Here is a 25943-nt window from a genome sequence, read left to right as displayed (position 1 = left end):
AAAAATTATTAACAACTAATTAGGCTAGAGAGCTGAGAGCATTATGAATATGATAAATAAAAATCTAAAAACTGCTACCATAATCCAACTATCCCCTGACAATAAGCAATCAAACACCACCCGTAAAAAATGGCTATTTGTCATACTAGCAACATCGGCATTAACATTAAGTGCTTGTGATAAAAAAGACGAATCAACGATGGAAGGTTCAGCTCTAGAGGTTGACTCACAAACATCAGAGCAAGAAGCAGCAGCTGAGATAGCTATGGCCAGTGAGCCCATGCATAGTAACCGAGAGGAAAGTGCTATTCTGCCAAGTAACGATATGCCTGAGAATACTGGGGCAGTTTCCGAGGATGGTGCGATAGTCAGCGAAGATATGTCAAATGACGAGGTGGGTATCAACCGTAGTAATGATTCTGAAGTGTTAAATAGTGGTGAAACAGAAGAACCCGTCTCGACTTATTAAGATTTAAATTCTCGGGAGATATCAGAGACCAATTTATTTGAATCAGAGAACTAGATAATAAAATCTAAGCCCCACTACCAGCGAGTGTCCATTAAACAAGTGTTTTTAGTAAACTTGCATAATCTACTGAAAGTTTAGAGTAAGCATCTAAAGAATAGTAAGTTTGGTGTCGTCCATTTTATTTGCTTATCTTAGCCAGTGAGTTAGCTATCAAAGAGAGGTATTTGGCGTGTTTAAGGTATTGCTAGGTACTTTCTATTGCTAGCTACTTTCTAATGTTTCATTCCCTGAGGCTAAAACGGTAGTTCCTTCATCTCTAATTAATATTTTTGCTAAAAACAAACCCAACTCAAACAAGAGCCACATAGGAATCGCTAGTAACAGCATTGACACGCCATCAGGCGGTGTCACTACCGCGGCGACCCCAAAACAGCCGACAATGATATAACGACGCTTATCTTCTAAACTTTTAGTAGAAACGATTCCGACCATTACCAATAATAAGGTGGCCACTGGAATCTCAAAAGTCAGTCCAAACACCATAAATAGCTTGAGGGAAAAGCTCAGGTAACTGTCAATATCGGTCATTGGTATAACGTTCTGTGGAGCGAACATGATAAAAAATTTCAATACACCTTTGAGTACGATAAAGTAGGCGAAAGCAACACCAGCATAAAATAGAAATATCGAAGACAGTAGTAAGGGAATAGCAATTTTTTTCTCGTTTTCATATAAGCCGGAAGCCACAAATGACCAAATTTGATACAGGATATAAGGCATGGTTAAAAATGCGGCGACAAAGCCCGTTAAGCGAATGGGTGCCATAAAGTTTGACGTTATGTCGGTGGCAATCATAGTCGAATTGATGGGCAACTGCGCTACCAATGGATCTGATAACAGATTATAAAGCTCGCGTGAAAACCCTACCAATGCTAAAAATATAATTAAAACGGCAACGCATATTTTTATTAAGTGCGTGCGCAGCTCGATTAAATGTTCAGTGATAGGCATATCGCCAAGAGTACCTAACGTATCTCCAGACTCATTATTCTGTGTTGTATCTGTTGTCGCCTCAAACCCTAAATCTGCTATCTTTTCTTGTCGACTTTTTTGCCGTTTAAATAGGCTCACTGATCCGCCTCCTGTTTAATTAGCGAGGAGGAAGTATCCGGTTGATGGTCTTTATCATAAGAGGTAATTGGCTGATGTGAAGCGTCTAAGCTTTGGTTCTGTGAATGCTCAAATTTTTGCATACTGCCGCGCATTTCTGCTATTTCACGCTTCATATCCGACTCAGTCTGACGGATTTTCGCAAGTTCATTTTGCATTTGTTGACGCGTTTCAGCTAGATCAAGCTCAGCCTCTATTTCAGACTGTAGTGTTGATACTATACGACGCATTTTGGCATACCATTGCCCAGCTGTACGGGCGGCCTGTGGCAGCTTTTCTGGGCCCAATACGATTAAAGCAATGACGCTAAACAAGAGTAGTTCGGAAAAACCAATATCAAACATAACAGTCACACATATTAATAGACTACTTAGTGCCGCTATTTATAAACGGCGCGCTTCATACTTTGTGCTTATCATAAGTGGTGACGGGGCTGACTTCCATATCATCAACCTGACTGCCTGCTTGTGTATCATTTTCATGGCTAAGCACACGTTTCTTGTAAGCATGCTCAGTTTCTTCATCTTTCACTGCTTCTTTAAAACCCTTTACTGCACCACCTAAGTCTTTGCCAGCATTTTTAAGCTTAGCGGTACCAAATACGATTACCACTACCACCAATAAAATTAGCCAATGTGTAATGGAAAAACTACCCATAACGGTATCCTTATATTTTGAGATCTTGTTTAGACCAGTATTTGTAAGTGTGCTTTAGAAATCCCCTCTTCATACTAACATCACAGCTTCAAGCAGCGCAATCACAGTGGCTCTTTCTCTAAACCAAGCATCTGTTTCTCTGATCTATAAAGCAGCTACGATAAGTTTACGACCTGGAGGTCAAAATACTACTTGATTAAATATTAAAGGATTTTTGTAAGATTGTTATCAGTTTGAATTGCTCTGACTGTTAACCACTATCCAAATTTACTTTGCCATTTTTTAATTGTAGAATAGCTATAAGCTAATAGAATCAATACATATAAGATAACGTCATATTACGATATTTGGTCGACCTACTTTGACATGGTAGAGGTTGTTGCACAAACTAAAGTAGCGGCGCCAAAGATTAGAATACAAAAAAAGCACCGAGCCTTCATGGCTTGGTGCTTTTTGTCTTTAGCTCAGAGCTTTTTTGTTTCTGATTCAGAGCTAGTGTTTACAGCAGTTCTTTACGCAGCTGCGCCGGTGTCTTAGGCGATAATAAACCAGGTGCGACGTCAAGTACGGTTTTCGCACCGGTCTCCCCTGCCAAGTTCATCTTATAGGTAGCGCGGGCGTAGGCCACGAGCACGCTAGAGGTGAACTCAGGGTTACTGCCGAGCTTTAATGAAAACTCCAACACTTGGTTGTTGCTGTCTTGCTCAGTGCCGCTGACACCGCTGCGAATAACGAAGCCGCCGTGGGGCATCTTGCGGTGCTCACGCTCAAAAGTTTGTTGATCGATAAAGTGTACTGCGGTGTCGTAGTCGGCAAAATAATCCGGCATAGTCACTATGGTGTTACGTACCATATCGGCATCGGCGCCATCTGCCAGCACGATATAGCATTCGCGGGTGTGCTTCTCGCGAGTGCTAAGTGTGGGCTGCTCACCGTTACGTACCCGTGCCATGGCAGGTTCTGAGGGAATGGTATATTGCACGCCTGACTTAACGCCATCCACGCGGCGTACTGCATCTGAGTGTCCTTGGCTTAAGCCTTTGCCCCAAAAGGTATAGGTTTCTCCGACCGGTAAAATGGCTTCACCGTATAAGCGGTTGATGGAAAACAGACCGGGATCCCAACCTACGGACAACATGGCAACTTTACCCGCTTCCTTAGCAGGTACATCAAGCGCTGCAAAGTACTCAGGGATTTTAGCGTGAGTATCGAAGCTGTCGACGATATTAAATAAGCTAGCGAACGCTGGACCTTGCTCAGGCAAATCAGACTTGGAGCCGCCACATAAGATCAGCACGTCTATGTTATCTTTGTATTGTGCAATATCGTCCATGGCGTATACGGGCACGCTTGGGTCGATAAGAATAACGGAGGCAGGATCTCGGCGGCTGAATACACAGACTAATTGCATGTCTGGACTTTGCTTGATAGCGGCTTGGGTGCCGCGGCCGAGGTTGCCGTAACCGGCGATGGCGACTCTAATTACTGGGGTCATTATGATTAACCTTACGTTGGTGTAGCGGACAGTCAGTTACTGCTGGTGTGATATGTATCAAGTAATACATGTTGTGTAATAAGGGTCTGCAAAAATAGCACGTATTTTAGATCATTACTATTACGAGTGATAGCTTACTTTACATATTTGAATCTATCTGTACGGCCCATCTGTATAAAGCTACTAATTTAAGCAACTTACAAATCACTTGTTGGTATCATTATTGGTATAACATAAAATCGAAATAGAGAAAGTCTATAAACACTGGGACTATAGCTGACAGTTTAGTTGCTACAGCAGAAGTTCAACAAAGAAAACAGTATATTATGATTGTCGCTTAGGATAGTTCAGATAAGGCATACCAATATTAGCTATGATAACTTCTGTCCCAAACTCTCCATTTATCAGTTTTCAGCTCATTACCTTTACTGACCGCTAAATAATATTAATTTCATAACTGAACTTCTCTGCTAGCCCAAATGATTCTCTATACTCGATAGGATCACCTTCTAAATTCCTAGCAATGCGACATACCTTCACCAAGTTTTCTTGTTTAGTATTATCCAAATAAGGATCGCTGTGATCGGTTATAAAAAACAGTGTTTCTACGGCAGAAGATACAAACTGACCGCATTTTTTATAGTAAAACGGATAGAGAAGATTCTCAAAGTCTTCAGGAGCTAAAGTCACAAAAGCTTGATAACGGCTTTTAGGCAGCCAAATTCTTTCACTCAGCAAGACTTTGTCATCGACAATACGAATACGCTCTATATAAATTAAGGCTTTATTTTTACCTAGGTTTAGTTTTTGATTAATATCATCGATAGCTTCTATTACCATGATTTTTTTGACTATGCCTGTTGGCGTTACATAACTAGATTCTTTATCACGGAACTTAAAAAACCTTAATAATGAACTTTCAAAATCTGGGCGCTTTAAAAAAGTACCTTTGCCTTGCTGCTTAATTAACACACCCTCTTCTACTAACTTTTCAACCGCTTTACGAACAGTTCCTACAGATACCTGATATTTATCAGCGAACTCCTGTTCCGTAGGTAAAGGCCTACTTTCATCCCATTTACTCTCTGTCAGTAATGTCTGTATATGCCAACGCACCTGCTCATATCGTGGCATTTTAAAGTTCTTGAAATTTTCTATCATTTTTTCACCGTAATGGAAAAGTTTTTATTAACCGATTTCTTTTTAAGCGTTGTTCTTGCCTCAAAAAACAAGGTATCTCTGATCATTTTAATGTTGAGTCTTAGCTAGATTTTTATGGTCAATCTTCTCTAATTAATGTACCCTTTTTTTGCATCATTCTACTCAACTAGAGTCGCTTTTAAGACTTATACGATTTTCTAGTCTTGAAAGCTATTTGTCGACATTAGCGTAATGCTCTTTACTCTGTAAAAACTGCTATGGTTTTTTATAGAATTCATACAGTTAAGGCCAAGGAGCAGTCGTGACGCTTTATATTCTAGCCGCTATAGTGATATGTATCATTTTGGGCTATACCACCAAAATCAATATTGGTCTATTTGCTATCGCATTCTCATACCTGATCGGTTCTTTTGGTATGGGACTAAAAGCTTATGAGATTATTGAGCTATGGCCGCTCAAAATTTTCTTTGTTATTTTTGCCGTTACGCTCTTTTATAACTTTCCTCTCGCTAACGGCGCTTTAGAAAAGTTATCTAGTCATCTAATCTATAAATGTCGTCACTTTCCAGCATTCTTGCCTTTGGTTATTTTCTTTGTCGCCACGATTGTCGCAGGTTTAGGCGCCGGTTATTATACGGTCTTAGCCACTATGGCACCGATGATCCTGCTGTTGTCTAAACGCACTAATTTAAATATCGTTATTGCTACCTTATCCGTTAATTATGGTGCGCTCGCTGGCGCTAACTTTATCACCTCACAAAGCGGTGTTATTTTTAGGGAGCTAATGCGCGGTGCAGGCGTTGCGAACGACAATAGCTTTACTTATGTTTTAGGAATTTTTGCTGCTACTTTTGTAATACCTGTGATTCTATTGGGCGGTTATAGCTTTATCAATGCCAGAAACAGCAAAATCGAGATTCAAACGACAGTACCAGAACCCTTCGACAGTAAGCAAAAACAATCTATTATGCTGATTTTTATTATGATGGCTATTGTGCTTATTGTGCCTATTTTAAATCTACTCATGCCACAGGTAGCAGCGATTCAGTTTTTAAATGCTCGAATTGATATTGGATTTATCGCCATTATTTTTGCTTTGATTAGCCTATTGTTAAAGTTGGGTGACGAAAAAGCAGTGATTGCACTCATACCTTGGAATACGCTCATTATGATTTGTGGCGTCGGTATGTTAATTCGTCTCGGAGTAGAGATAGGTGTCATTTACGAGCTAACAGAATGGCTAAGCAGCAATGTACCTATCTGGATGATACCGATTTTAGTCTTCGTTATCAGCGCAATCATGTCAATATTTGCTAGTACACTCGGCGTAGTCGCCCCTACTTTATTTCCTATGGTACTGCCCCTAGCCATTGCCTCTGGAATAAGCCCTTTATTACTATTTACCTGTATTGTTGTGGGGGCGCAAAGCTCATCACTTTCTCCTTTCTCATCAGGAGGTAGCCTAATGTTAGGCGCTTCTCAAGTCGTTATAGAAAAAAATAAGCTTTTTAATGCCCTATTATTCAAGGCGGTGCCCTTAGATATTGGCGTTGGAATAATAGCAATATTAATCATCCAATTCGTATTTTAACTGCTTATAAAGCAAGAAAAACCATCAAATTAATTTTTCATATTCTATTAGGATTTTTTCCTAAAAAGGACAATCAATAGATTTCTGCGCGTTTATAGTACAATAAAAATTCATACATACATACATATGTTTCTTGTTATTATCAAAATATTCTGTTACTTTTACACAGTGACAAAAAAATATATTTTGATGAAGTCTAGTAACTTCGTTAATCTGATCGTAACCTTAAGCGTTAATAGTTGGTTATTTTGATCAGTGCCCTATTGAATTTTTGGTGTAAACATACACACAAGGAGTGTCGTGTGAAAAAACTATCTTATCTGGCTCTTGGCCTGTCTATTCTATCTTTGACTGCCTGTAATAATGCAAGCGAAACTGCAAGTACAGACGCAGCCGCTACAGATGGCTCAAGTGAGCTAACAGCACCTTCACGTCCAGAATGTATTGCTCCAGCAAAACCGGGTGGCGGCTTTGACTTGACTTGTAAGCTTGCTCAAGCTGGCTTAAAAGATACTGGCATCCTAAAAGATCCTATGCGAGTTACCTATATGCCAGGTGGCGTAGGTGCTGTTGCTTATAACAAAATTGTTGCTAATGATCGCGATAACGACGATGCAATTATTGCGTTCTCTACTGGTTCTATCCTTAATTTATCGCAAGGTAAATTCGGTAAATTTACTGAAAAAGATGTGAAATGGCTGGCGGGTGTCGGTACTGATTATGGCGCTGTAGCGGTCAATGCTGATTCACCGATCAAAGATCTAGCAGGCTTAGTCGCCGAGCTCAAAAAAAATCCTAAAGCTATCAGCTTTGGTGCTGGCGGTAGTGTCGGTGGTCAAGATTGGATGCAAACCGCTATCTTAGCAAAAGCAGTTGGCGTCAATCCTAGTGATATGACTTATGTAGCAATGGAAGGTGGTGGTGAGGCCATTACAGCGGTAATGGGCAACCATATCACAGCCGTTAGTGCTGGTATTGCTGAAATTATGCCACAAGCCTCTGCTGGTAAGCTGCGTGTATTAGCAGTGTTTGCAGATGAGCGACTGGGTGGCTCTATGGCCGATATTCCTACTGCAAAAGAGCAAGGCTACGATGTCACTTGGCCGGTTGTTCGTGGCTTTTATATGGGACCAGACGTTAGTCCTGGCGCTTATAACTGGTGGAAAGATGCCTTTGATAAAATGCTTGTTGATCCGAAATTCGCTGAAATACGGGAGCAGCAAGAATTGCTACCATTCTCTATGACTGGCGATGAGCTGCAAGCCTACGTTTATAAGCGTACTGGTGAGCTACGTGAATTGTCTGCTGAGTACGGTCTTGTTGAAGCTGCAGTGGAAACCAAATAGTTACGTTGAGATTCAATAATATTATTCATTGAAGATTAAATATTTTTGGTATTTTCAAAGGCTGGCAGGATATCTATCTGTCAGCCTTTTTCCTCAAAATTCAAGGAGTTCCCCTTATGACAATGGAACGTCTATTTTCTGGGCTGATGGCGCTAGTGAGTTTATTCCTAATATACTTAGCCATTGGTTATGTTGCCCCTATTGCTTATGATCCGATTGGTCCTCGTCCTTACCCCATTTTAATCTTTTCATTGCTGGCATTTGGCGCTTTAGTGGTCGCTTTTCGTCCAGCACGTTTTACTAAACCTATTGATCTAGGGCTTACTAAGCCGATCATCAGAAATCTAGTGCTTTGTGCACTCGCTTTATTAGTCTATGGTCTTATTTTTGAAGACTTAGGCTTTATTCTTTCTACTATCATAATGTCTTTTGCCGTAGGTTTACTGTTTGCAGGTAACCCTCTAAAAAGTTTGGTCTTTTCAGTTTTAATCAGTATTGGCCTATATGTCTTATTTGACATATTTTTAGATGTCAAATTACCACTCGGATTGTTGTCAGGGATAATAGGATAGCCAATATGGATACTTTTGATTTTTTGATGCATGGCTTTGCTATCGCATCCACACCAAAAAACTTACTGATTGCGCTGATCGGGGCTTTTTTGGGTACGATTGTGGGCATGTTGCCGGGTCTTGGTCCGATCAACGGTGTGGCGATATTACTGCCTTTCGCTTTTGCGCTTGGTTTACCACCAGAGAGTGCCCTCATTCTGCTTGCAGCCGTTTATCTTGGGTGTGAATATGGTGGTCGTATTTCTGCCATTCTCATTAACGTACCCGGTGATGCCGGCGCCATTATGACGACTCTGGATGGCTATCCATTGGCGAAGCAAGGCAAGGCTGGTATTGCATTGTCTTTATCTGCCGTCAGCTCTTTTGTTGGGGCCACTATTGCAACAATCGGCGTGGTATTATTTGCCCCTTTATTAGCCAAGTGGGCAATCTCATTTGGACCCGCTGAATACTTTGTATTGATGGTATTTGCTATTACCTGCCTAAGCGGTTTGGTGGGTGATCAACCAGTTAAAACGGGTATTGCCGCATTAATTGGTCTTGGTCTAGCAACTGTTGGTGTCGATGCCGTTACCGGTATTTACCGCTTTACTTTTGATTCTGTCAACTTGTCTGATGGTATTCAATTTACCACCATCGTTATTGGTTTCTTTAGTGTGAGTGAGATTTTAATCTTGCTCGAAAAAACCACCACAGGTCACAAGGTCATTGAACAAGGTAAGCGCAGTTTATTAAACTTTAAAGAGTTTACGTTTACTTTAGGCGCTATGATACGTAGTGGTCTAATGGGCTTCGTGGTTGGTATCTTACCAGGTGCAGGCGCGACCATTGCTAGTGCAATGACTTATGCTAGTGAACGTAAAATTGCTGGTGATACCGGTACTTTCGGTGAAGGCGATCTTCGCGGCGTCGCGTCACCAGAGGCAGCAAACAATGCTTCTGCTTGTGGTTCATTTGTACCAATGCTGACCTTAGGCGTGCCGGGTTCTGGTACAACAGCGGTCATGATGGGTGCATTGACCTTGTATAATATTACTCCAGGTCCGCAGTTATTTACTGAGCAGCCTGATATCGTTTGGGGCTTGATCGCCTCTTTATTTATCTGTAACGTTATTTTATTAATCATGAACATTCCTTTGGTTGGTTTGTTCGCTAAACTGCTTGATGTGCCAAATTATATCTTGATACCAGGTATTGCTGCCGTCAGCTTCGTCGGGGTATATTCTATCCATAGCACAACCTTTGACTTGGTATTCATGGTGGCGCTTGGTGTCTTCGGTTATTTCCTACGTAAATTAAACTTCCCATTGTCAGCACTTATTTTGGGCTATGTATTGGGTGAGCTAATGGAGTCTAACCTAAGACGCGCCTTGTCTATTTCTCAAGGTGAGCTAAGTATCTTGTGGAGCAGCCCTATCACGATAGTGCTATGGTTATTGGCTATTTTGATGGTGTTTATGCCTGTGATACGTAGTGTCTACCGCAGAAAATTTAAGCCTGCTGTTTAGGTTCTAGCTATTCTATTGTCGAAATATTTTGCCTGCGGTGGTTGTACTCTATGTATGACCACCGTTTTTTTAGGGGATAGTTACACCCCATACTTTCAACAATTATTTAACACTGCTAGATAAAGAAAAACGCTACTTTAATAAAACCTTTTATCAGTTGTCCGAAATTAGTTAACCACTACCACTTGATGTCATTCATGGAATAGGATTTTATAGTGTCCCTTGTTTTAGACCTATTGCAAGCCATCCCGAATTGGCACTTAATAGGCTTGTTTGTCGCTGGCATGCTCGCTTTTATCATCTCTATTATATCGGGTGGTGGCGGTGCCATATTACTGATACCTGTCACTTCTTGGATGATCGGGGCAACGGCTGCCGCCCCTGTGATCAATTTGGCCACTTTTATTAGTAATGGCTCGCGGATGTATCTATTCTGGAATCATATTGATTGGTCATTGACCAAATATTATGTGCCAAGTGCTCTCGTAGGGGCATGGCTGGCAGCATTGATATTTAGTCGTTTAGATGCAGGCTGGATTCAGTTATTGATTGGCGTATTTTTAGTGTCTACTATTTTTCAATATAAGTTCGGCAAAGTAAATAAAACGTTTGATATGCCCAAAGTAGGCTTTATACCTTTGGGCTTTGTCATTGCTTTTATGAGCACATTGGTGGGTGGTCTCGGTCCTATACTGAACCCTTTTTACATGAATGCTGGACTAGAAAAAGAAAACCTTATTGCTACCAAAACCGCCAATTCTTTTTTTGTGGGTATTATACAAATCGCTAGCTACGCTTTTTTTGGCTTACTCACTGCCAAGCTTTGGGTCTATGGGCTCGTATTAGGACTAGGTGCCGTTGTTGGCAACATCATTGGCAAACGCTTTTTGGCGGGAATGAGTATTAGTCAGTTTAGGATAATGCTGCTCATGCTAATGGTAATCAGTGGTCTAATAATGATAATAAGAAACGTCAATGTGCTGTTCTGATAAGCCTTTAACTCGATACTGAACCGCCCCGGGATTGTCGGAGGCTTAACATTCTGAGAGAATATGCTAATGAAAAAGTGAAACCCCATTCCTAAAATTGGGAAAAGAGCTATTCTAATACTCATTGAAGCATTAAACGATTATCAAGACATCTATCAGAATGGATAAGTAACCCTATCATGAAAAAATCAGTTCAAACTACGTTAAATCGAGTGGGACTTACCGCTTTAGTGGTAGTGTCATTGACATCTGGAGCGGTACAAGCGGCAGACAGTCATGATCGTCTAAAGAGTGCAGTTGATCAGCAAGCCAAACTCTTAATGGATGAGCATAATATTCCAGGGATGTCCTTTGGCGTCATTGTTGATGGTAAATCGTATTTTTATCATTATGGTCTGGCTGACAAAAAATCCCGCAAACCTGTGTCAGAAAACACTATCTTTGAATTGGGCTCTATCAGTAAAACTTTCACTGCAACCGCTGCCAGTTATGCGGAACTCAATGGCCAGCTGTCACTAAATGATAGCGTGGATAAATATATCCCTTACCTCACAGATAGTCCCATCGGCAATACCAAGCTGATAAACCTAGCCACTTATACGGCTGGTGGTTTACCGCTTCAAGTGCCTGATGAGGTTAAAAACAATAAAGAGTTGCTCCGCTATTATAAATCGTGGCAGCCTGCCTTCCCAGTAAACTCAAAACGTCTGTATTCCAACGCCAGTATAGGGCTGTTTGGTTATATATCTGCACTGAGTATGGACTCTGATTACACATTGTTAATGGAAAATAAAATACTGCCATCACTCAGCATGACAAATACCTTTGTCAATGTTCCTAGCGATAAAATGGCGGATTATGCGTTTGGCTATAACGCTGCTGGAGAGCCGATAAGAGTCAATCCCGGTATATTGGACGCTGAAGCCTATGGTATTAAATCAACCAGTGCTGATATGACGCATTTTATGGCTGCAAATATGGGTCTAATACCGTTGGATAAAGACCTTCAACAAGCGTTAGTTAATAATAGAAAGGGCTATTATCAAGCGAGCACTTTTACCCAAGGATTAGCGTGGGAGATGTATCCTCTCCCTACTCAGTTAGATACCTTGCTTAAAGGAAATTCAACGGAAGTGGTCCTTAACCCTCAAACCATTCAGGTAAACAAGCAACCAACCCCTATTTTAAATAACGTGTGGGTCAACAAGACCGGTGCTACCAATGGTTTTGGTGGCTATATCGCTTATATTCCTGCCAAAAAATCAGGCATTGTCATCTTAGCAAATAAAAACTATCCTAATGCCGATAGAGTCAAAGCAGCATATGCTATTTTAGAAAGTGCGATGGCTCATTGAGTTAACATGAGTCACAAAGCAACCTTATGCAAAATAGCTTTCTAAACTATCAAGAACTCAGTCAGATTCTGGGTTCTTGATAGTTACTTCTTAAGAGCAGCCTTCGACAAGATAAATCGCTGCTGGTATACCGATATCAATACTTTCAACCTCCCCTTTCAACAGACTCTTATTCTCTGCTGTCCACTCAGTTGATTTAATTTTATAATCACTCAGCTTTTGACCACCCTTGATATGATATTCAATTTGTAGAGGCAATTTGTCCTCTTTATTATCAAGCTCAATGTTTTCGGCTGTTAATGACTCTCCGAGTTGGCTATCTTTTATTACCTTGAAATTAACATTAGCAAGCAGACTATAATAATCACCATCGACCGCATATTTATCGACCTCGTAAGTAAGAGCGTCATTATGCGCCTTCATAACGTCTGTGGCTGAATCACCGACATTGATACCTTTATAAAACGCTATGTTTGGATCCTGAATACTGATCAGCGCAACTTTATTATCTATAATCTGATATAGCATAGAGGCACGTTTACCATATTCTTTATCTACATAGCTCAGTGTTGGATTAATGACGTAATAGCATGATTCGTTATCGCCCTCTGCTCTGGTTAGTCCTAGGTCACTTAACAGCTCAGGTGTAATGATCTGCCCAAAGCTGAGCTTCTCGTAACCTGACGGGCTTACGGTTTTCTCATCGAATAGACTTACTGCTTCGATAGCCTCTGTTTTATCCGCATCGGTAGCATTGATAGGCGCTGGATTTACAGACCTATCATCCTTCTTAGCCATACCTTTATCTGTAACATCAGTTTGCGCAATGGCGTCATTATTTGAAGATGAAGGTTGTGAGTCACAGCCTGTTAATAATTGTGCAGTACCAATTAATAAAGTGGTGATTATTGCCGTTTTATTAATTGGTAAGGGCGGTTTTTTATGAAAAGCTAACATGGCTAAACTCCTGAATCTGGACTATGCATACTAATATACGCATCGATGGGAATACTCTAAACCGGCTTTTCTGTGTTTATTTTCGAGTCCCTGTGTCAGATTGAAACTGACGCAATAAAATGCATTAAATAGTCCGTTAATGATAGTCAGTTCAAAATAAAAGCGGTACGCTAAAAATAGCGTTCTACTGGTATAAATCTATTAATGCACAACCGGCGTACCTTCCGTGCTAAATGCAAAACCTTTGTTACTAAAATTACCAATCATAACGGCCTCAATAACTGGTCTGACCGTTTCATCTATACCTTCGACTTCGATGATAAAGTTTGCGCCTGAGCCGCCTTTATCCTCTTCTTTTTCGACAATATAATTTAAAGTTGCCATCGCTGGTAACTCAATGGTTTCTGTTAAGTATGACTTTACAAGCTCGCCATCAGTACCGTAATAATCTATTTTATTAATATATAGCGATTTTTTTAAGGTCGTGTTGCGCACGCTCAAGGTCGCTGACAGTAAGACCTTTCGATTGTCTCTATCGGTATAAATATCTGAATAAATCGGCACATAAAAAGTTTGTTTATAGCCAAATTGGCTATGATCAATATTTTTTGAGGTTTTTTCAAGCTCTTTAATTGGGTCTTGATGCTTCTCTGAAAACATGACATTTGGGTCTTGTTTAGACTCATCACAGCCGCTAAACAGTAGCAAGCCAGCAATACATAGCACGGATATGCGGCACTTATTCATAACGTTATCCTCTATCGATTAGTGTACTTTAACCCCAACACTACGCAAAAACTGATTGATATGTTTGTTAGCGCCGTAGACCACCAGCACATCGTCTGCTTCCAGCACTTGCTCGGGCGTTGCTAAACCCTGAATATCGGGCTTGCGTTGGGGGCGACCAAAGCTGTCTTCATAATGCTCGTAGCGCATGGTGCTCAGCAGCTTAAGATTAAATTTATGTTCCATTTGTAAAGCCGCAATGGTTTTACCGATTAGAATATCTGGGATACTAATCTCAACGATACTAAAGTGTTCCGTTAAACTAAACGAGTCGACGAAATAACGTAGCGATAGCCGTTTTGCCCAGCGCATCGCTGATTCTTTTTCGGGATGAAAAATATCATCAACCCCAATCGCTTGTAGTACTTTTTCATGGAGTGGGTTGATACTACGACTGATTAAACGCTTGGCTTTCAAGGTTTTAAACAGTGCCGTCGCCATCACATTTGCCCCTTGGTCTTCACCAATCGCCACCACGACGATATCTGTATCCATAATCGGTAGACCATTGACCGTATACTCATCGGTAGCATCCATGCAAATGGTATGGGTGATAAGCTCTTTATAAGCTTCGACCTTTTGCATGCTGCTATCGATAGCAATGACCTCATGACCTTGGCTGGTCAGCGCCATACCGAGCGAGGAGCCAAAACTTCCTAAACCTGCGATGATATATTTCATAATATTCCTTGTCACTTATGCAATCGTAAATGCAGCAATTGCGGCAATGCGTCATGATTAGTTAATAGTAATCTCTTCAGTTGGATAACGATAGTTACGTTGATGCCTGTTTTTAAGTAGGGCAACAAAAATAGTCAACATACCGACGCGCCCAACAAACATAATCACTGAGACCACAAGCTTGCTAAAGGTTGATAAATCAGCGGTTAAGTTTAAGCTGAGACCTACGGTGCTGTATGCCGAAAAACATTCAAAAATAACTTTAATCAAATCAAGCTCGGGCTGATCGTAACTGATGAGCGTCACGCCCAGTCCAATGACCAATAACGACAACCACATAATCGAGAATGCCCGACGAATAGAGATGTCGGCGATCTCACGTTGGAATACTTCAACTTTGGTCTGACCGCGCGCTAAGCTCAAGGTATTTAAGACCGCAATAGCAAAGGTGCTGGTTTTGATGCCGCCGCCTGTTGAGTTCGGGGACGCCCCAATCCACATCAAAAAAATGGTCAGCATAATGGTCGGGAATGCCAGCGCGTCCATATCCGCAATATTAAATCCTGCCGTACGCGGGGTCGCAGCCGTAAATAACCCCGTGATGACCTTGCCATAAAAACTGCTATGCTCAGCCAGTATGCCGTTATATTCAAACATCAACACCCCAATCAGCCCGATCAGCAATAAAACACCGGAGGTAATCAACGTGATACGGCTATTAATACTTAGCAGCCACGGCTGATAGCCATAACGCGGATCATGAGGATGGAGCGCCCTTTGGGCACGATGACGTAAATAGCGCAGTAGGTTGACGACAATGATAAAACCCATGCCACCAAATAAGAAGGTAGTACTGATAATCAGCTGTAACGGATAATTAAAGCGTAGCGAATCATCATATAAGCCGGCACTAAAGGTAGAGAAGCCTGCATTACAAAAGGCGGAGATGGCATGAAAGGCTGAAAAAAATAGTCGTTCAGAGAAGTTCATACCGGGTAAATCATAAATGCTGATATAAATCAAAATGGCTGCCAGCGCCTCAACGCCAAAGGTGACATATAAAATAGACTTTAAGGTCGTGACCATATCGCCTAAGCGCCGTGAGAAAGTCATTTCACTGATACTGAGCTGGGTCTCATAACTGACGCCACCTTTAAAAAAGTAGCTAAAATAAGTCACAAAGGTCAGAATGCCAAGCCCGCCAATTTGAATCAGCCCTATGATAATCACTTGCCCAAAAGTAGTGAAACGCGTTGCCGTATCTACCACAATTAGCCCGGTGACGCAGACCGCACTGGTAGCAGTAAATAGCGCATCAACAAAGGATATAGGCTCAGTGGTCGCGTTGGGCATCATCAATAGTAAAGCCCCAACCAATACCACTGATAAAAAACTCAAGATAAAAAACTGACCGGGGTTTAAAAAGGCACGATTAAGACTAAAGTTATTGTCGGATATTTCACGAATGAAAGTGACAAACACGGCAATCTTAATGGCAATAAAACCATCAACCGGCATCGATAGCCCTGAACGCGCTAATTCAGTGAAATGTACTGCTAGTAAAATCAAAATCGCCACACTGGTTACTAAATCAAAAACGGCCACTTTATTGACAGACAGCCGCGTCTTTGCGCGCACATAGCGCCAAACCGTGGCGACAAACCCTAGTAAAATGATGGTTAAGTAGAAAAGGTGAAAAATATGCTGTAGCCAAGTTGATAATGTAAAGCCACTATCGATTAGGGCAACCCCGACTCCGATTAGACTAATAAAAATAGTGAGCTTATTCAATAACCGGTACGGTAGGGCTGGATGCATAGCCTAATTCCATGAAAGGAGTAACGATAATACTTATACTCCTTTTTTTAGCCATGCACTGAACTAATTTTTAGAGAATAGTAACCAGTCATGACAACTGACTTCTACCGTCAAATCCGTACAAACAAACTTGGGAGGTTTTACTCAAGCAGCTTGACGATAATAAACAAACCATATCTGTCTTGGCGATTTATAGCACTATAGTGGCATAATAAATTCGGACAGCTAATAAAAGCTCAGTGATTAAATTTTGTGCCAATCTTCAATCGCTTTGTATTCGGTTTCTAGTCCAACATCAGTAGTGCCCGCAGTGACAGCTCGTGAAGTACGCTTTTATAAAAACCAATCATTTTAACGTCATACATGATGAGATAATAGTTCGGTTTAATCTTTGTACATAGCTGTCCTTTGCGTCCCCTCTTCCGTGACAATATTGGTATCGACAGCAGACTGACATGTCATCGTATTGTCATCTTGTCTTAATCAAAATGTCATAATTGCTAGCTACACTACTGACCTATGCAAGACAAGTAATTAAATTTTTAATTATAAGTGATTGGATTGGTTGATATGTTAGAGCTCAGAGGTGTGACTAAAAAATATGATGGCAAAGTTATCTTTGAAAATATTTCACTCAAAATTAATAAGGGCGAGATCGTCTCGATACTAGGGCCTTCTGGATGCGGTAAGACGACTTTATTACATATTATCTTAGGTTTAACTGATATTAATGACGGTCGGCTGGCCTATAACGGCGAGGATATTACTCGTGTACCGATGAGGCAAAGAGGCTTCAATATCGTCTTTCAGGATTATGCTTTATTTCCAAATCTCAATGTCAAACAAAACATCGAATACGGTTTACGTAACAACCCCAATGTCAGCACGCAACAAGAAGTCGATGAACTGGTCGACTTACTTGATATCAAAGCCCATCTCAATAAGCGTATCAGTCAGCTATCCGGCGGTCAAAAACAGCGAGTAGCACTCGCGCGCACCTTGGTTATGAAGCCTAAAATCCTACTATTAGATGAACCATTATCTGCCCTAGATGGCGTCATTAAAGAAACCATCAAAGAACGTATTCGTGAGATTTCAATACGCTATCAGCTGACCACATTAATCGTCACACACGATCCCGAAGAGGCTATGACGCTGTCTGATCGCATCCTACTGCTATCGGATGGCAAAGTGGCGCAATTCGCCAAACCTACTGAGATTATTCGTAATCCTGCCAATGACTTCGTCAAAAATTTCATTCTTAATCAGCTCAATATTAAGCGTCGAAATATCTTAAGTTTATTTGCAGACGATACCACGCAAGTCGATCCTTTAAGTAAATACACTCAAAGCCAGCACTACGGTCAGGATGATGCCGTTGTGGGTCATCGCTATGCCAATGCTAATGCTAATGCCAGTGCTATCAGCGACAGCAATAAGAAAAAAGTAAAAGATGCCGCTATCAGTTAATGCTAATTAAAAACATCGTGAATGAAAGCCTTTGACCATTTGATCGTCTTGGATAATTATGAAACTTAGCAATCCACCACTCGTAAAAGCAATTTGGCTATTTGTTAGTATTTTATTTATCGCCTTTATGTTTGTGCCATTAGTCAAAATGTTGGCACTGTCCTTTAATGTCGGCGATGGGCTTGGACTAGAGAACTATACCAGCATTGTTAATACGGATAGCTTTAAGCAGGTCATGCTCAATAGCTTCTCTGTCGCGACGATTAGCGCGCTCAGTGCCACACTACTTGCTTTTATTTTGGCGTATACCGTGCATTGGACCAACCTGCCCAAAGGTTTTAAACAGTTCATTAAGCTTGCCGCTTTATTCCCTATGCTACTGCCAACGGTGACTTACGGCTTTGCCATTATCTACACCTTTGGTAAACAAGGGTTGCTCACTCAGATTATTGGCTTTCAGCTGTTTGAAGAAATATACGGTTTTTATGGGATGTGGCTTGGTTATACCATCTACACCTTGCCCATTGCCTTTTTATTACTCAATAATACCTTTCAGTATTTGGATAAAAAATTCGTCATCGTCTCAGAGTTAATGGGGGATTCTCATCTTCGCCAATTTGATATGACGGTGTTGCGTCCTTTAATTGGTACCTTTGCGGCCGCGATGATTCAATGCTTCTTTTTAGCCTTTACTGACTTTGGTATTCCGGCATCAATAGGCGGTCAATATAACGTTATTGCTACTGAGCTCTATACCCAGATACTCGGGGCGTCTCCTTCCTTTGAAAAAGGGGCTGTAATTGCGCTATTTATGCTTATTCCATCAGTATTGAGTATCGCCATATTGTGGTATGTCGCGCGCTTTAATATCCGCTACGATTCAGTTGAACATATTGATTTTCCTAGCTCAAAAATAAAAGACCGAGTTTTAGCGGTGTTATCCAGTGTTATTTTAGCTTCACTATTATTGGTATTTGCCGTGATATTTATCATCCCATGGATTAAGTCATGGCCTTATCAGATGGAGTTTAGCACTGAGATAGTCAGCCAGGTTTTAGAGTCTGCCAATCTGATGCGAGTCTATAAGAACTCATTACTTGTGGCAGTATTGACAGCGGTTTTTGGTACCTTAATTACTTACTTTTCGGCTTTATTATACGAGCGCTCAAACTTATTCAAACTTGGCAAATTCAGTATTGAGAGCTCAGCATTGGTGACCAATACAGTGCCTGGCATGGTCGTCGGTATCGCCTACCTCATGGTATTTTCAGGCTCAGCGGTCGCCAACACTATCTTTATTATCGTGATAAGTAACATCATTCACTATTTCTCTACTCCTTACCTTATGAGTAAAAACGCGCTGTCAAAAATGAACTTAGGCTGGGAGACGACCGCTGGTTTATTGGGTGATTCATGGTTTACGTCACTACGCCGCATTGTCATTCCCAATTCATTTTTTACCTTGATTGAAGTGGCTTCGTTTTACTTTATCAGCGCTATGGTGACTATTAGCGCCGTCATCTTTATCTCTGGTGCCAAAACCATGGTGTTAACCACCAAGATTGTCGAGTTGCAGCATTTTGCACGCTTCGATGAGATTTTTATCTTATCGCTCATGATATTAATGACCAATATTTGCGCTCTGATTCTATTTGCCATTATCCGTCACATTCATAGCAAACGGTTCTACGGTATAAAGAAAATAAGCGCCGAAACGACTGTTACAGCAACGGCTGCTTAATCTAGCGATAACTTTTATATCAGCCGTTTTTTAATAACTAACTTTCTAATAATTTAAATTTCAACAAAATATATAGGATAAATGATGTTTTTATTTAAGACGTTAATGGTGAGTCTTGCCTGCGGGATCATGTTGGCTGGTTGTAGCTCGCCGTCTATAGAGGGAAATAGTAGCAGTAATGTAGAAGAAGTGGTCATTTATAGTAATGCCGACCAAGAGGCGGTAGCGGTCATTCAAGACGTTCTAAATGAAGCAGGATATGAAGGTCAGTATGTCTTTCAATCGTTTGGTACCGGCGAGCTGGGTGGTCGTTTATTGGCTGAAGGCGACAATATAGAAGCAGATATGGTCACTATGAGCTCGTTTTATTTAGAAAGCGCTCAGGCTAAGCAGCCGATGTTTAAAGAGTTAACCTTTGAAGTAAAGCCGCAAGTGGCGGTCCCAAATTACTATGCGCCAATATTAGGCTTCACTGGTGCCATCATCTTAAATACTAAAGAGATGGCAGCGCAAAATCTGCCTAGACCGACCAGTGCCAAAGATTTGGCAAAGCCTATCTATAAAAATAAAATTGCGATGGTTGATCCAAATGGCTCATCAACTGGTTGGTTATTTATTCAGGACATTACTGCTACGTATGGCATGGGTGCTGAAGGGCAGCAAATCATGAACCGTATCCGCGAAAACGCGGGGCCAAACTTAGAGCTATCAGGGTCAGGGCCAATCAAAAAAGTCATGGCGGGTGAAGTACCCATTGGTTTCGGTTTGCGTCATCAAGCAATCGCCAACCAAGATAAAGGCTTACCCATTGATTTTGTCGATCCTAGTGAAGGTAACTACACTTTGACTGAGTCGCTCGCGGTGATTGATAAAGGCGCTAATACCAATCCAAATGCGATGAAAATGGCCAAAATTATCGTTAAAAATGCGCGATCCAATCTGCTAAAAATATATCCAAACGTGGTCTATGAGGGCGAAATAGTCGCACCTGAAAATCAAATTAAAAATAGCAAAATTTATAGTGAACCGCTAACGGCTGAGCTACTAGATAAGCATCGGGCGTTCTTTCATGGGCAAGCTGGGCAGTAGAACCCGCTATTAGAACCTGCTAGTAGAAACTACTGTTTAAGTAAGCTATCTACTTATATTGATATATCATTTTTAAGCACTTTCTAAATAAATTTTACACTTCGAATATAACTTTTAAGAAGAAGAATAATTATTATGAAATTAATGACTGAACTATCTGACAAACACTATGATGTGGTCGTGGTCGGCGGCGGTATTGTTGGTCTTGCCAGTGCCTATGCGGCGGTTAAAAAAGGTCTGAGCGTGGCGCTGGTAGAGCGTGAGTCGCAGAATAAAGATGCATCCGTTCGCAACTTCGGCTTTGTCACCGTCAGTGGCCAGCGCCGTGGCGAGCATTGGCAACGAGCAATGCACTCACGTAATATCTGGGCAGAGATTGCCCCACAAGCAGGTATCGAGATTGAGCATAGCGGTCTGCATATGCTTATCCAGCGCCCTGAAGCCATGAGCGTCGCTGAAGTATTTTTAAAGACGGAAATGGGCGAATCGTGTCACCTATTGAGTCAAGCTGAGATGAATCAACAAGCTCCTTATCTCAAAGAGGGTCTGGGTGTTCTGTATAGTCCTCACGAGCTTAGAGTCGAGTCAAATACCGCTATTGGTAAATTAGCGAACTGGTTAAAACAATCGCAGGGGGTTGATTTTTATAATAAAACAGCGGTTCATTCTATTGAGTTACCCGTGGTTCATACCAGTCGCGGTACGCTGCATGCTAGGTATTGCGTCGTCTGTCCTGGGTCTGATTTACATAGCTTATATCCGGATACCTTAGCGCAGGCCAACGCCACACTCTGCACCCTAAATATGATGCGCGTCATGCCTAAAACCTCCTTTAAATTAAACGCTGCAGTCATGTCAGATTTAAGTTTTGCTCGTTATGATGGCTTTGCACAATTACCTGAAGCCAAAGGATTGATTCATTTGTTAGATAATATCCAGCCAGCTGAACGCAAAGCTGGCGTGCACTTAATCGTCGTCCAATCACTGGATGGATCACTCATCATTGGCGACAGCCATGACTATAGCGACAAAGAGTTGCCGTTTAGAGATAGTTATCAGGACGATTTGATTCTCAAAGAATTTCATCAAATAATGAATGTTGGTGAGGTAGACATTATTCAACATTGGTCAGGGGTTTACCCTAGTGCAGAAAACGTGGTGTTTAAAGCCTCTCCGGAAAAAGGCGTCGTCGTCGGTAGCATCACTAGCGGCACAGGTGCATCGACAGGATTCGCCTTTGGTGAAGAGTTAATCAACTTAGTATTGGAGTCAAAATAATGGGTACAAATATCAATAATATTAAAGCGCAATTCGACACTATCAAGCTATGTGTCTTTGATATGGCAGGCACTACCGTTAATGAAGATAATTTAGTTTATAAAACCGTACGTGATGCCATTAATCACACATTACAAGAGGCTGGGCAGACTGATAAGCAAGTCAATTTGGCTATGTGTCTAGAGTTTGGGGCGGGCAAAGAAAAACGGCAAGCGATTAGCGATATACTTAACGAGCGGTTAAAAAATGATAATACGCTTGCTGTTGATATAGAAAAATGGACAGATACTGCTTTTTATACATTTAAAGCAGCCTTAGCATCAGCCTATACTCAAGAGACGGTGAAGACCTTCGATGGTATGCTGGATTTGTTTGACAATTTAAAAAATTCAGGCAGAAAAGTCGTCCTTAATACCGGCTATGATTCTAAAACTGCCAATAAGATTTTGACTATCTTAGGGTGGTCAGTAGGCCACGAGATTGATGCGTTGATTACAGCAGATGATGTGGAGAATGGCCGTCCTGCGCCAGATATGATTACCCTTGCAATGGACAAGTGTGGCATTGCAAATCCACAGCAAGTTTTGAAAGCGGGTGATAGCGGTATTGATATTGAAGAAGGAAAGAATGCTAACTGTGGTCTATGTATCGGGGTGTTAACCGGCGCGCAAACTAAAGGCCAGCTTGAGAAATATGCACCTGATATTGTGTTGGCTAAACTTACAGATTTGGCTGAATTAATATAAAAGTAGCAAGCTTTCTTTTACTTAACTCACTATATCCTTCTTTAGAAAACTCTAATTAAAAAGAACGCCTCAGTGAGACTGGTTATCAAGATTTAGGCGCTTGGAGACTCATGACAATTACAGTAATTATAACAATTTCATTGTTTCGCAATCAGTGTATAGTCGATTCACTTTAAAAAGAATACAGTATTGCTGGTATGAGTTTTTTGAAGCCTTTGTCTGGCGCAGTGCACAGCAAGCGAGAAAAATTTATACCAGCAGAGTGTTATGACAATCGTACATATTTTATTTTGAACTGACTATACTAGATAGCGCATCCCTATAAATAAGCTGATATTGGACATTCAATCATCTTAAAAGATTATTCTATTATTTACAGAACAGTAAAGCCGTACTCTTTATTCTGCCTCTTTTTCTGCGAGTCTATCACTCGCAGATTTGTCTTCAGCAACACCCGCTTTCCAATAGGAAAAAGCATATAACTCATCTTTCGACCACTTTTTCTCGCCTTTCAGATAGTGGCGGATGGCTTTAACTGACGAAAATTCGCCAGCGACATAAGCAAATCGGCTTAGCTCAGCACTTGGTAGGGTGAGAGACTTGAGCGTATCAGCTAATTGACTGCCTTGCATAGGATGTGAATTGTGTAGCCATGTCATCTCAATATTGGCCGAGGTTGGCAAATCCTGTTCATCTTCTTTACTGTGAACCTCGATGACGCATTGCCCTGTCGCAGTGTCAGGCAGACTTTCCAGTATTGACCCAAGTACCGGTATAGCGGTAGCATCACCAACGAGTAGAAAGTGATCTGCTGCCGGATAAAGTGGTTTCTTTTTCGGGTTCATAAGCACACCGAGCTCATCGCCAACTTGAGCATGTGTTACCCATCCGGAGGCAGGCGCCTCATCACCATGGGCAACAAAGTCAATCCAGATGTGTTGTTTTTCGATATCCACACCACGGTGCGTATAAGTACGTTTAGTAAAATTAGCTTGGTCATCTAGATCAAGTGTTTGGGTTTTATCTAAAGGTATGAGTAGTTTGTTATTTGCGCCAACGGTCATAGTGGCAATGTTGGTAATAGTATCTGGCTGCCCTGTGAGATAGACGCGAATGTAATGCGGGGTAAGCGTTTGCTTATCTGTAACCGTCATTACTTCTCGTACTGATTTTTGATTTATTATATTAATTGAGGTGTTATTCATATGTTTTTTCCACTGGTTTGACTATTCTTAACATTGTCGATCATGTTACGGCTGACACGAAAGAACAATGTCAGCTCGGCGGTCGTTAAATTCTGAGTAAGTTGCTTTCTAGCCCAATCTTCTGCTGCATCAAGCTTTACCATCACACCCTTACCTTTAGCGGTCGGCTGTAGCAACTGGCTACGACCATCTAATGGATTATCTGTCTTAAAGATTAAATCAGCTGCCAAAAGATCATTCAGCGCACGGGTAATTTGGGCTTTATCACGCTCTATTCGTTTAGCTATAGACTGTGCGGTACTTTGTAAATCATGACAGACGCATTTTAAGGTTCTAATGTGGGTGACTGATAATTCAAGTTCTTGGCGCCTGATACCTTCACGCAGTAGATTGGTATAGAGGTGCATCAATTGGTGTAATGTTTCACTTAATAAATTATCCGGCATAGAAATCTCTTTATTTAGTTGACACTAGCAACTATACAAAAGATGATTGACTGTGTCAACTAGGTATTTGAATTGTTGGTAAGTAGCTATCTACGATTACTGCTAAATAAAAAAATATACGAGGATTGAGGCGGTTTTTCATCGTCTTCAAGAATTTGAATACGATAGACTGGCTTTTTTAAGAATAGCAGCTGACACAAACTAACGCTTCAAAGCACTGAGCAGAGCCAGTATCATAGCGACATTAAATTATTTATTGATACCATAAAAGGAAAATACAGTGTCTCAAGCTCAGCCACATATCAAGCAAGTGCTCAATCTTAGAAAAGAACAAAACACCACGTTAAAAAACCTCACGATCATGGGTTATCTAGAAGGCACTTCTTTTTTATTATTGATCGGCATCGCTATGCCCCTAAAATACATGATGGGCATCCCAGAAGGGGTGAAATACATCGGTATGGCACACGGTATATTATTCATCGCCTACATCGTGGTACTTATGGGCGCTACTATCAGAATAAAAATGCCTCTCTGGGCCATACCAGCGGGCGTCCTTGGCTCATTCTTACCGTTTGGCCCGTTTATATTTGACCATTTTTTGAAAAAGAGTTTAAAGAAAAGCGTAAAGAAAGAAGCCTAAAACAAGCTCAGCTGCCGATGAGGTAAGCACACCTAATATCGGTGTGCTTACCTTGTTTAAAAAGCCGTGTCCATTAACCTGCTTGGTCAATTTCATTCATATAAAAGCCTAACGTATTCATCAGGTTGGTTTTTTAAGATAAAATGCCCCCACTACTTTTTTATTGTCATAATTCTAAATGATAGGAATAATCAAAGTTTTTTAGGGTATATCCAAAAAATGATAATAAAAAATCCAACTCTAAACGCTTAATTTTAACGTCTAGAATTGGATAGATAACCCAATGATATTTACTTGTTAAGCTAATAATCAGATTTCTGATTGGTCTATCATGCGTTGGTAACTCTTCTTTATTGTCAGCGGTATTATTGCCGTTTTCTTTTACATTAGCTTCCAGCTCTTTAGGGTTTTATCATCCAAGAACCTAATAAACATTACAATAATAGCTTTTCCACAGACTTCAGACTCATTTTTCATTCTTCTTTTTAGCTTGTTTTTTCTTATCAGACTTATCTTTCTTATCAGACTTATCTTTCTTATCAGACTTATCTTTCTTATCAGACTTATCTTTCTTATCAGACTTATCTTTCTTATCAGACTTATCTTTCTTATCAGACTTATCTTTCTTATCAGACTTATCTTTCTTATCAGACTTATCTTTCTTTTCAGACTTATCTTTCTTTTTATTCTTTTTATTCTTTTTTGATTTTTCCTTTTTTTTTTATTTTTTATTCTTTTTTTATTTTTCATTCTTTTTATATTTATATTTC

Annotated in this window: 25 protein-coding genes; 13 read left to right on the top strand and 12 right to left on the bottom strand. The window is 40.8% G+C overall.

Going from position 1 to position 25943, the window contains the following annotated elements; all coding sequences use genetic code 11:
* Positions 1–43 precede the first annotated feature (43 nt).
* Complete coding sequence (locus tag CAN34_RS00205; protein WP_089553936.1) at positions 44–469, top strand: hypothetical protein; 426 nt, start codon at positions 44–46, stop codon at positions 467–469.
* A 261-nt stretch (positions 470–730) separates the two neighbouring features.
* Here CAN34_RS00205 and tatC read toward each other — a convergent pair whose 3' ends face one another.
* From tatC to CAN34_RS00180, 5 genes are all read right to left on the bottom strand, one after another.
* Positions 731–1600, bottom strand: a complete 870-nt coding sequence (gene tatC / locus CAN34_RS00200; RefSeq protein WP_089553935.1) for a twin-arginine translocase subunit TatC — start codon at positions 1598–1600, stop codon at positions 731–733.
* On the bottom strand, positions 1597–1983 hold the full coding sequence (tatB, locus tag CAN34_RS00195) for a Sec-independent protein translocase protein TatB (protein WP_089553934.1): 387 nt from the start codon (positions 1981–1983) through the stop codon (positions 1597–1599). Before tatB ends, tatC begins: the two co-directional genes overlap by 4 nt.
* A 55-nt stretch (positions 1984–2038) precedes the next feature.
* Positions 2039–2296, bottom strand: a complete 258-nt coding sequence (tatA, locus tag CAN34_RS00190; protein ID WP_089553933.1) for a Sec-independent protein translocase subunit TatA — start codon at positions 2294–2296, stop codon at positions 2039–2041.
* A gap of 499 nt (positions 2297–2795) precedes the next feature.
* Positions 2796–3791 (bottom strand): diaminopimelate dehydrogenase, encoded by a 996-nt coding sequence (locus CAN34_RS00185; protein ID WP_089553932.1) that lies wholly within the window; start codon positions 3789–3791, stop codon positions 2796–2798.
* A 435-nt stretch (positions 3792–4226) separates the two neighbouring features.
* Positions 4227–4952: a GntR family transcriptional regulator gene (locus CAN34_RS00180; protein ID WP_089553931.1), complete on the bottom strand. Its 726-nt coding sequence runs from the start codon at positions 4950–4952 to the stop codon at positions 4227–4229.
* Between the two features lie 301 nt (positions 4953–5253).
* On the opposite strand from CAN34_RS00180, the gene CAN34_RS00175 reads away from it, so the two are divergent.
* From CAN34_RS00175 to ampC, 6 genes are all read left to right on the top strand, one after another.
* A complete protein-coding gene (locus CAN34_RS00175; protein WP_089553930.1) occupies positions 5254–6543 on the top strand; it encodes an SLC13 family permease in 1290 nt (429 codons plus the stop codon).
* 302 nt (positions 6544–6845) lie between these two features.
* Positions 6846–7889, top strand: coding sequence for a tripartite tricarboxylate transporter substrate binding protein (locus CAN34_RS00170; RefSeq protein ID WP_089553929.1), 1044 nt, complete (start codon positions 6846–6848; stop codon positions 7887–7889).
* A gap of 116 nt (positions 7890–8005) precedes the next feature.
* Positions 8006–8461, top strand: coding sequence for a tripartite tricarboxylate transporter TctB family protein (locus tag CAN34_RS00165; RefSeq protein ID WP_089553928.1), 456 nt, complete (start codon positions 8006–8008; stop codon positions 8459–8461).
* A 5-nt stretch (positions 8462–8466) separates the two neighbouring features.
* Complete coding sequence (locus CAN34_RS00160) at positions 8467–9969, top strand: tripartite tricarboxylate transporter permease (RefSeq protein WP_089553927.1); 1503 nt, start codon at positions 8467–8469, stop codon at positions 9967–9969.
* A gap of 215 nt (positions 9970–10184) precedes the next feature.
* Positions 10185–10958, top strand: coding sequence for a sulfite exporter TauE/SafE family protein (locus tag CAN34_RS00155; protein ID WP_254423026.1), 774 nt, complete (start codon positions 10185–10187; stop codon positions 10956–10958).
* 179 nt (positions 10959–11137) lie between these two features.
* Positions 11138–12313, top strand: coding sequence for a class C beta-lactamase (gene ampC / locus CAN34_RS00150; RefSeq protein WP_089553926.1), 1176 nt, complete (start codon positions 11138–11140; stop codon positions 12311–12313).
* 90 nt (positions 12314–12403) lie between these two features.
* Here ampC and CAN34_RS00145 read toward each other — a convergent pair whose 3' ends face one another.
* The 4 genes from CAN34_RS00145 to CAN34_RS00130 form a co-directional block, all read right to left on the bottom strand.
* Positions 12404–13270, bottom strand: coding sequence for a hypothetical protein (locus CAN34_RS00145; RefSeq protein WP_089553925.1), 867 nt, complete (start codon positions 13268–13270; stop codon positions 12404–12406).
* Positions 13271–13471: 201 nt separating this feature from the next.
* Positions 13472–14017 (bottom strand): DUF3124 domain-containing protein, encoded by a 546-nt coding sequence (locus tag CAN34_RS00140; RefSeq protein ID WP_089553924.1) that lies wholly within the window; start codon positions 14015–14017, stop codon positions 13472–13474.
* 18 nt (positions 14018–14035) lie between these two features.
* Positions 14036–14737, bottom strand: a complete 702-nt coding sequence (locus CAN34_RS00135) for a TrkA family potassium uptake protein (RefSeq protein ID WP_079692313.1) — start codon at positions 14735–14737, stop codon at positions 14036–14038.
* A 57-nt stretch (positions 14738–14794) separates the two neighbouring features.
* Positions 14795–16555 carry a TrkH family potassium uptake protein gene (locus CAN34_RS00130; RefSeq protein ID WP_079692314.1) on the bottom strand — a complete coding sequence of 587 codons (1761 nt, stop codon included), beginning with the start codon at positions 16553–16555 and terminating at the stop codon, positions 14795–14797.
* Positions 16556–17125: 570 nt separating this feature from the next.
* On the opposite strand from CAN34_RS00130, the gene CAN34_RS00125 reads away from it, so the two are divergent.
* The 5 genes from CAN34_RS00125 to CAN34_RS00105 all read left to right on the top strand — a co-directional run bounded on the left by CAN34_RS00125 (position 17126) and on the right by CAN34_RS00105 (position 22879).
* Complete coding sequence (locus tag CAN34_RS00125) at positions 17126–18025, top strand: ABC transporter ATP-binding protein (RefSeq protein ID WP_254423025.1); 900 nt, start codon at positions 17126–17128, stop codon at positions 18023–18025.
* Between the two features lie 58 nt (positions 18026–18083).
* The gene (locus CAN34_RS00120; RefSeq protein WP_089553923.1) at positions 18084–19766 is read left to right on the top strand and encodes an ABC transporter permease subunit; all 1683 of its coding nucleotides are present in this window, start codon (positions 18084–18086) and stop codon (positions 19764–19766) included.
* A gap of 84 nt (positions 19767–19850) precedes the next feature.
* Entirely contained in the window at positions 19851–20855 is a 1005-nt protein-coding gene (locus tag CAN34_RS00115; RefSeq protein ID WP_089553922.1) for an ABC transporter substrate-binding protein, read from the top strand.
* A 135-nt stretch (positions 20856–20990) separates the two neighbouring features.
* Positions 20991–22133 carry a TIGR03364 family FAD-dependent oxidoreductase gene (locus CAN34_RS00110; RefSeq protein ID WP_089553921.1) on the top strand — a complete coding sequence of 381 codons (1143 nt, stop codon included), beginning with the start codon at positions 20991–20993 and terminating at the stop codon, positions 22131–22133.
* Entirely contained in the window at positions 22133–22879 is a 747-nt protein-coding gene (locus tag CAN34_RS00105; protein ID WP_089553920.1) for an HAD family hydrolase, read from the top strand. Before CAN34_RS00110 ends, CAN34_RS00105 begins: the two co-directional genes overlap by 1 nt.
* A 398-nt stretch (positions 22880–23277) precedes the next feature.
* Here the strand turns inward: CAN34_RS00105 and CAN34_RS00100 are convergent, their stop codons facing one another.
* Both CAN34_RS00100 and CAN34_RS00095 read right to left on the bottom strand, forming a co-directional pair.
* Entirely contained in the window at positions 23278–24084 is an 807-nt protein-coding gene (locus CAN34_RS00100; RefSeq protein ID WP_089553919.1) for a siderophore-interacting protein, read from the bottom strand.
* Complete coding sequence (locus tag CAN34_RS00095) at positions 24081–24530, bottom strand: MarR family winged helix-turn-helix transcriptional regulator (protein WP_217320599.1); 450 nt, start codon at positions 24528–24530, stop codon at positions 24081–24083. Before CAN34_RS00095 ends, CAN34_RS00100 begins: the two co-directional genes overlap by 4 nt.
* 280 nt (positions 24531–24810) lie before the next feature.
* Here CAN34_RS00095 and CAN34_RS00090 point away from each other — a divergent pair, with 280 nt between their 5' ends.
* Positions 24811–25173, top strand: a complete 363-nt coding sequence (locus tag CAN34_RS00090) for a DUF3817 domain-containing protein (RefSeq protein ID WP_089553918.1) — start codon at positions 24811–24813, stop codon at positions 25171–25173.
* Positions 25174–25554: 381 nt separating this feature from the next.
* On the opposite strand, the gene CAN34_RS14165 is transcribed toward CAN34_RS00090, so the two are convergent.
* On the bottom strand, positions 25555–25943 hold a 389-nt coding region (locus CAN34_RS14165), incomplete at its 5' end, for a hypothetical protein (RefSeq protein WP_165767587.1).

Origin of the sequence: Psychrobacter sp. DAB_AL32B (genome assembly GCF_002224105.1) — a bacterium.
In the GTDB taxonomy this organism is placed as follows: Bacteria; Pseudomonadota; Gammaproteobacteria; order Pseudomonadales; family Moraxellaceae; genus Psychrobacter.
The sequence above is the reverse complement of the archived record's forward strand: the minus strand, read 5'-3'. Positions and strand labels throughout refer to the sequence as shown.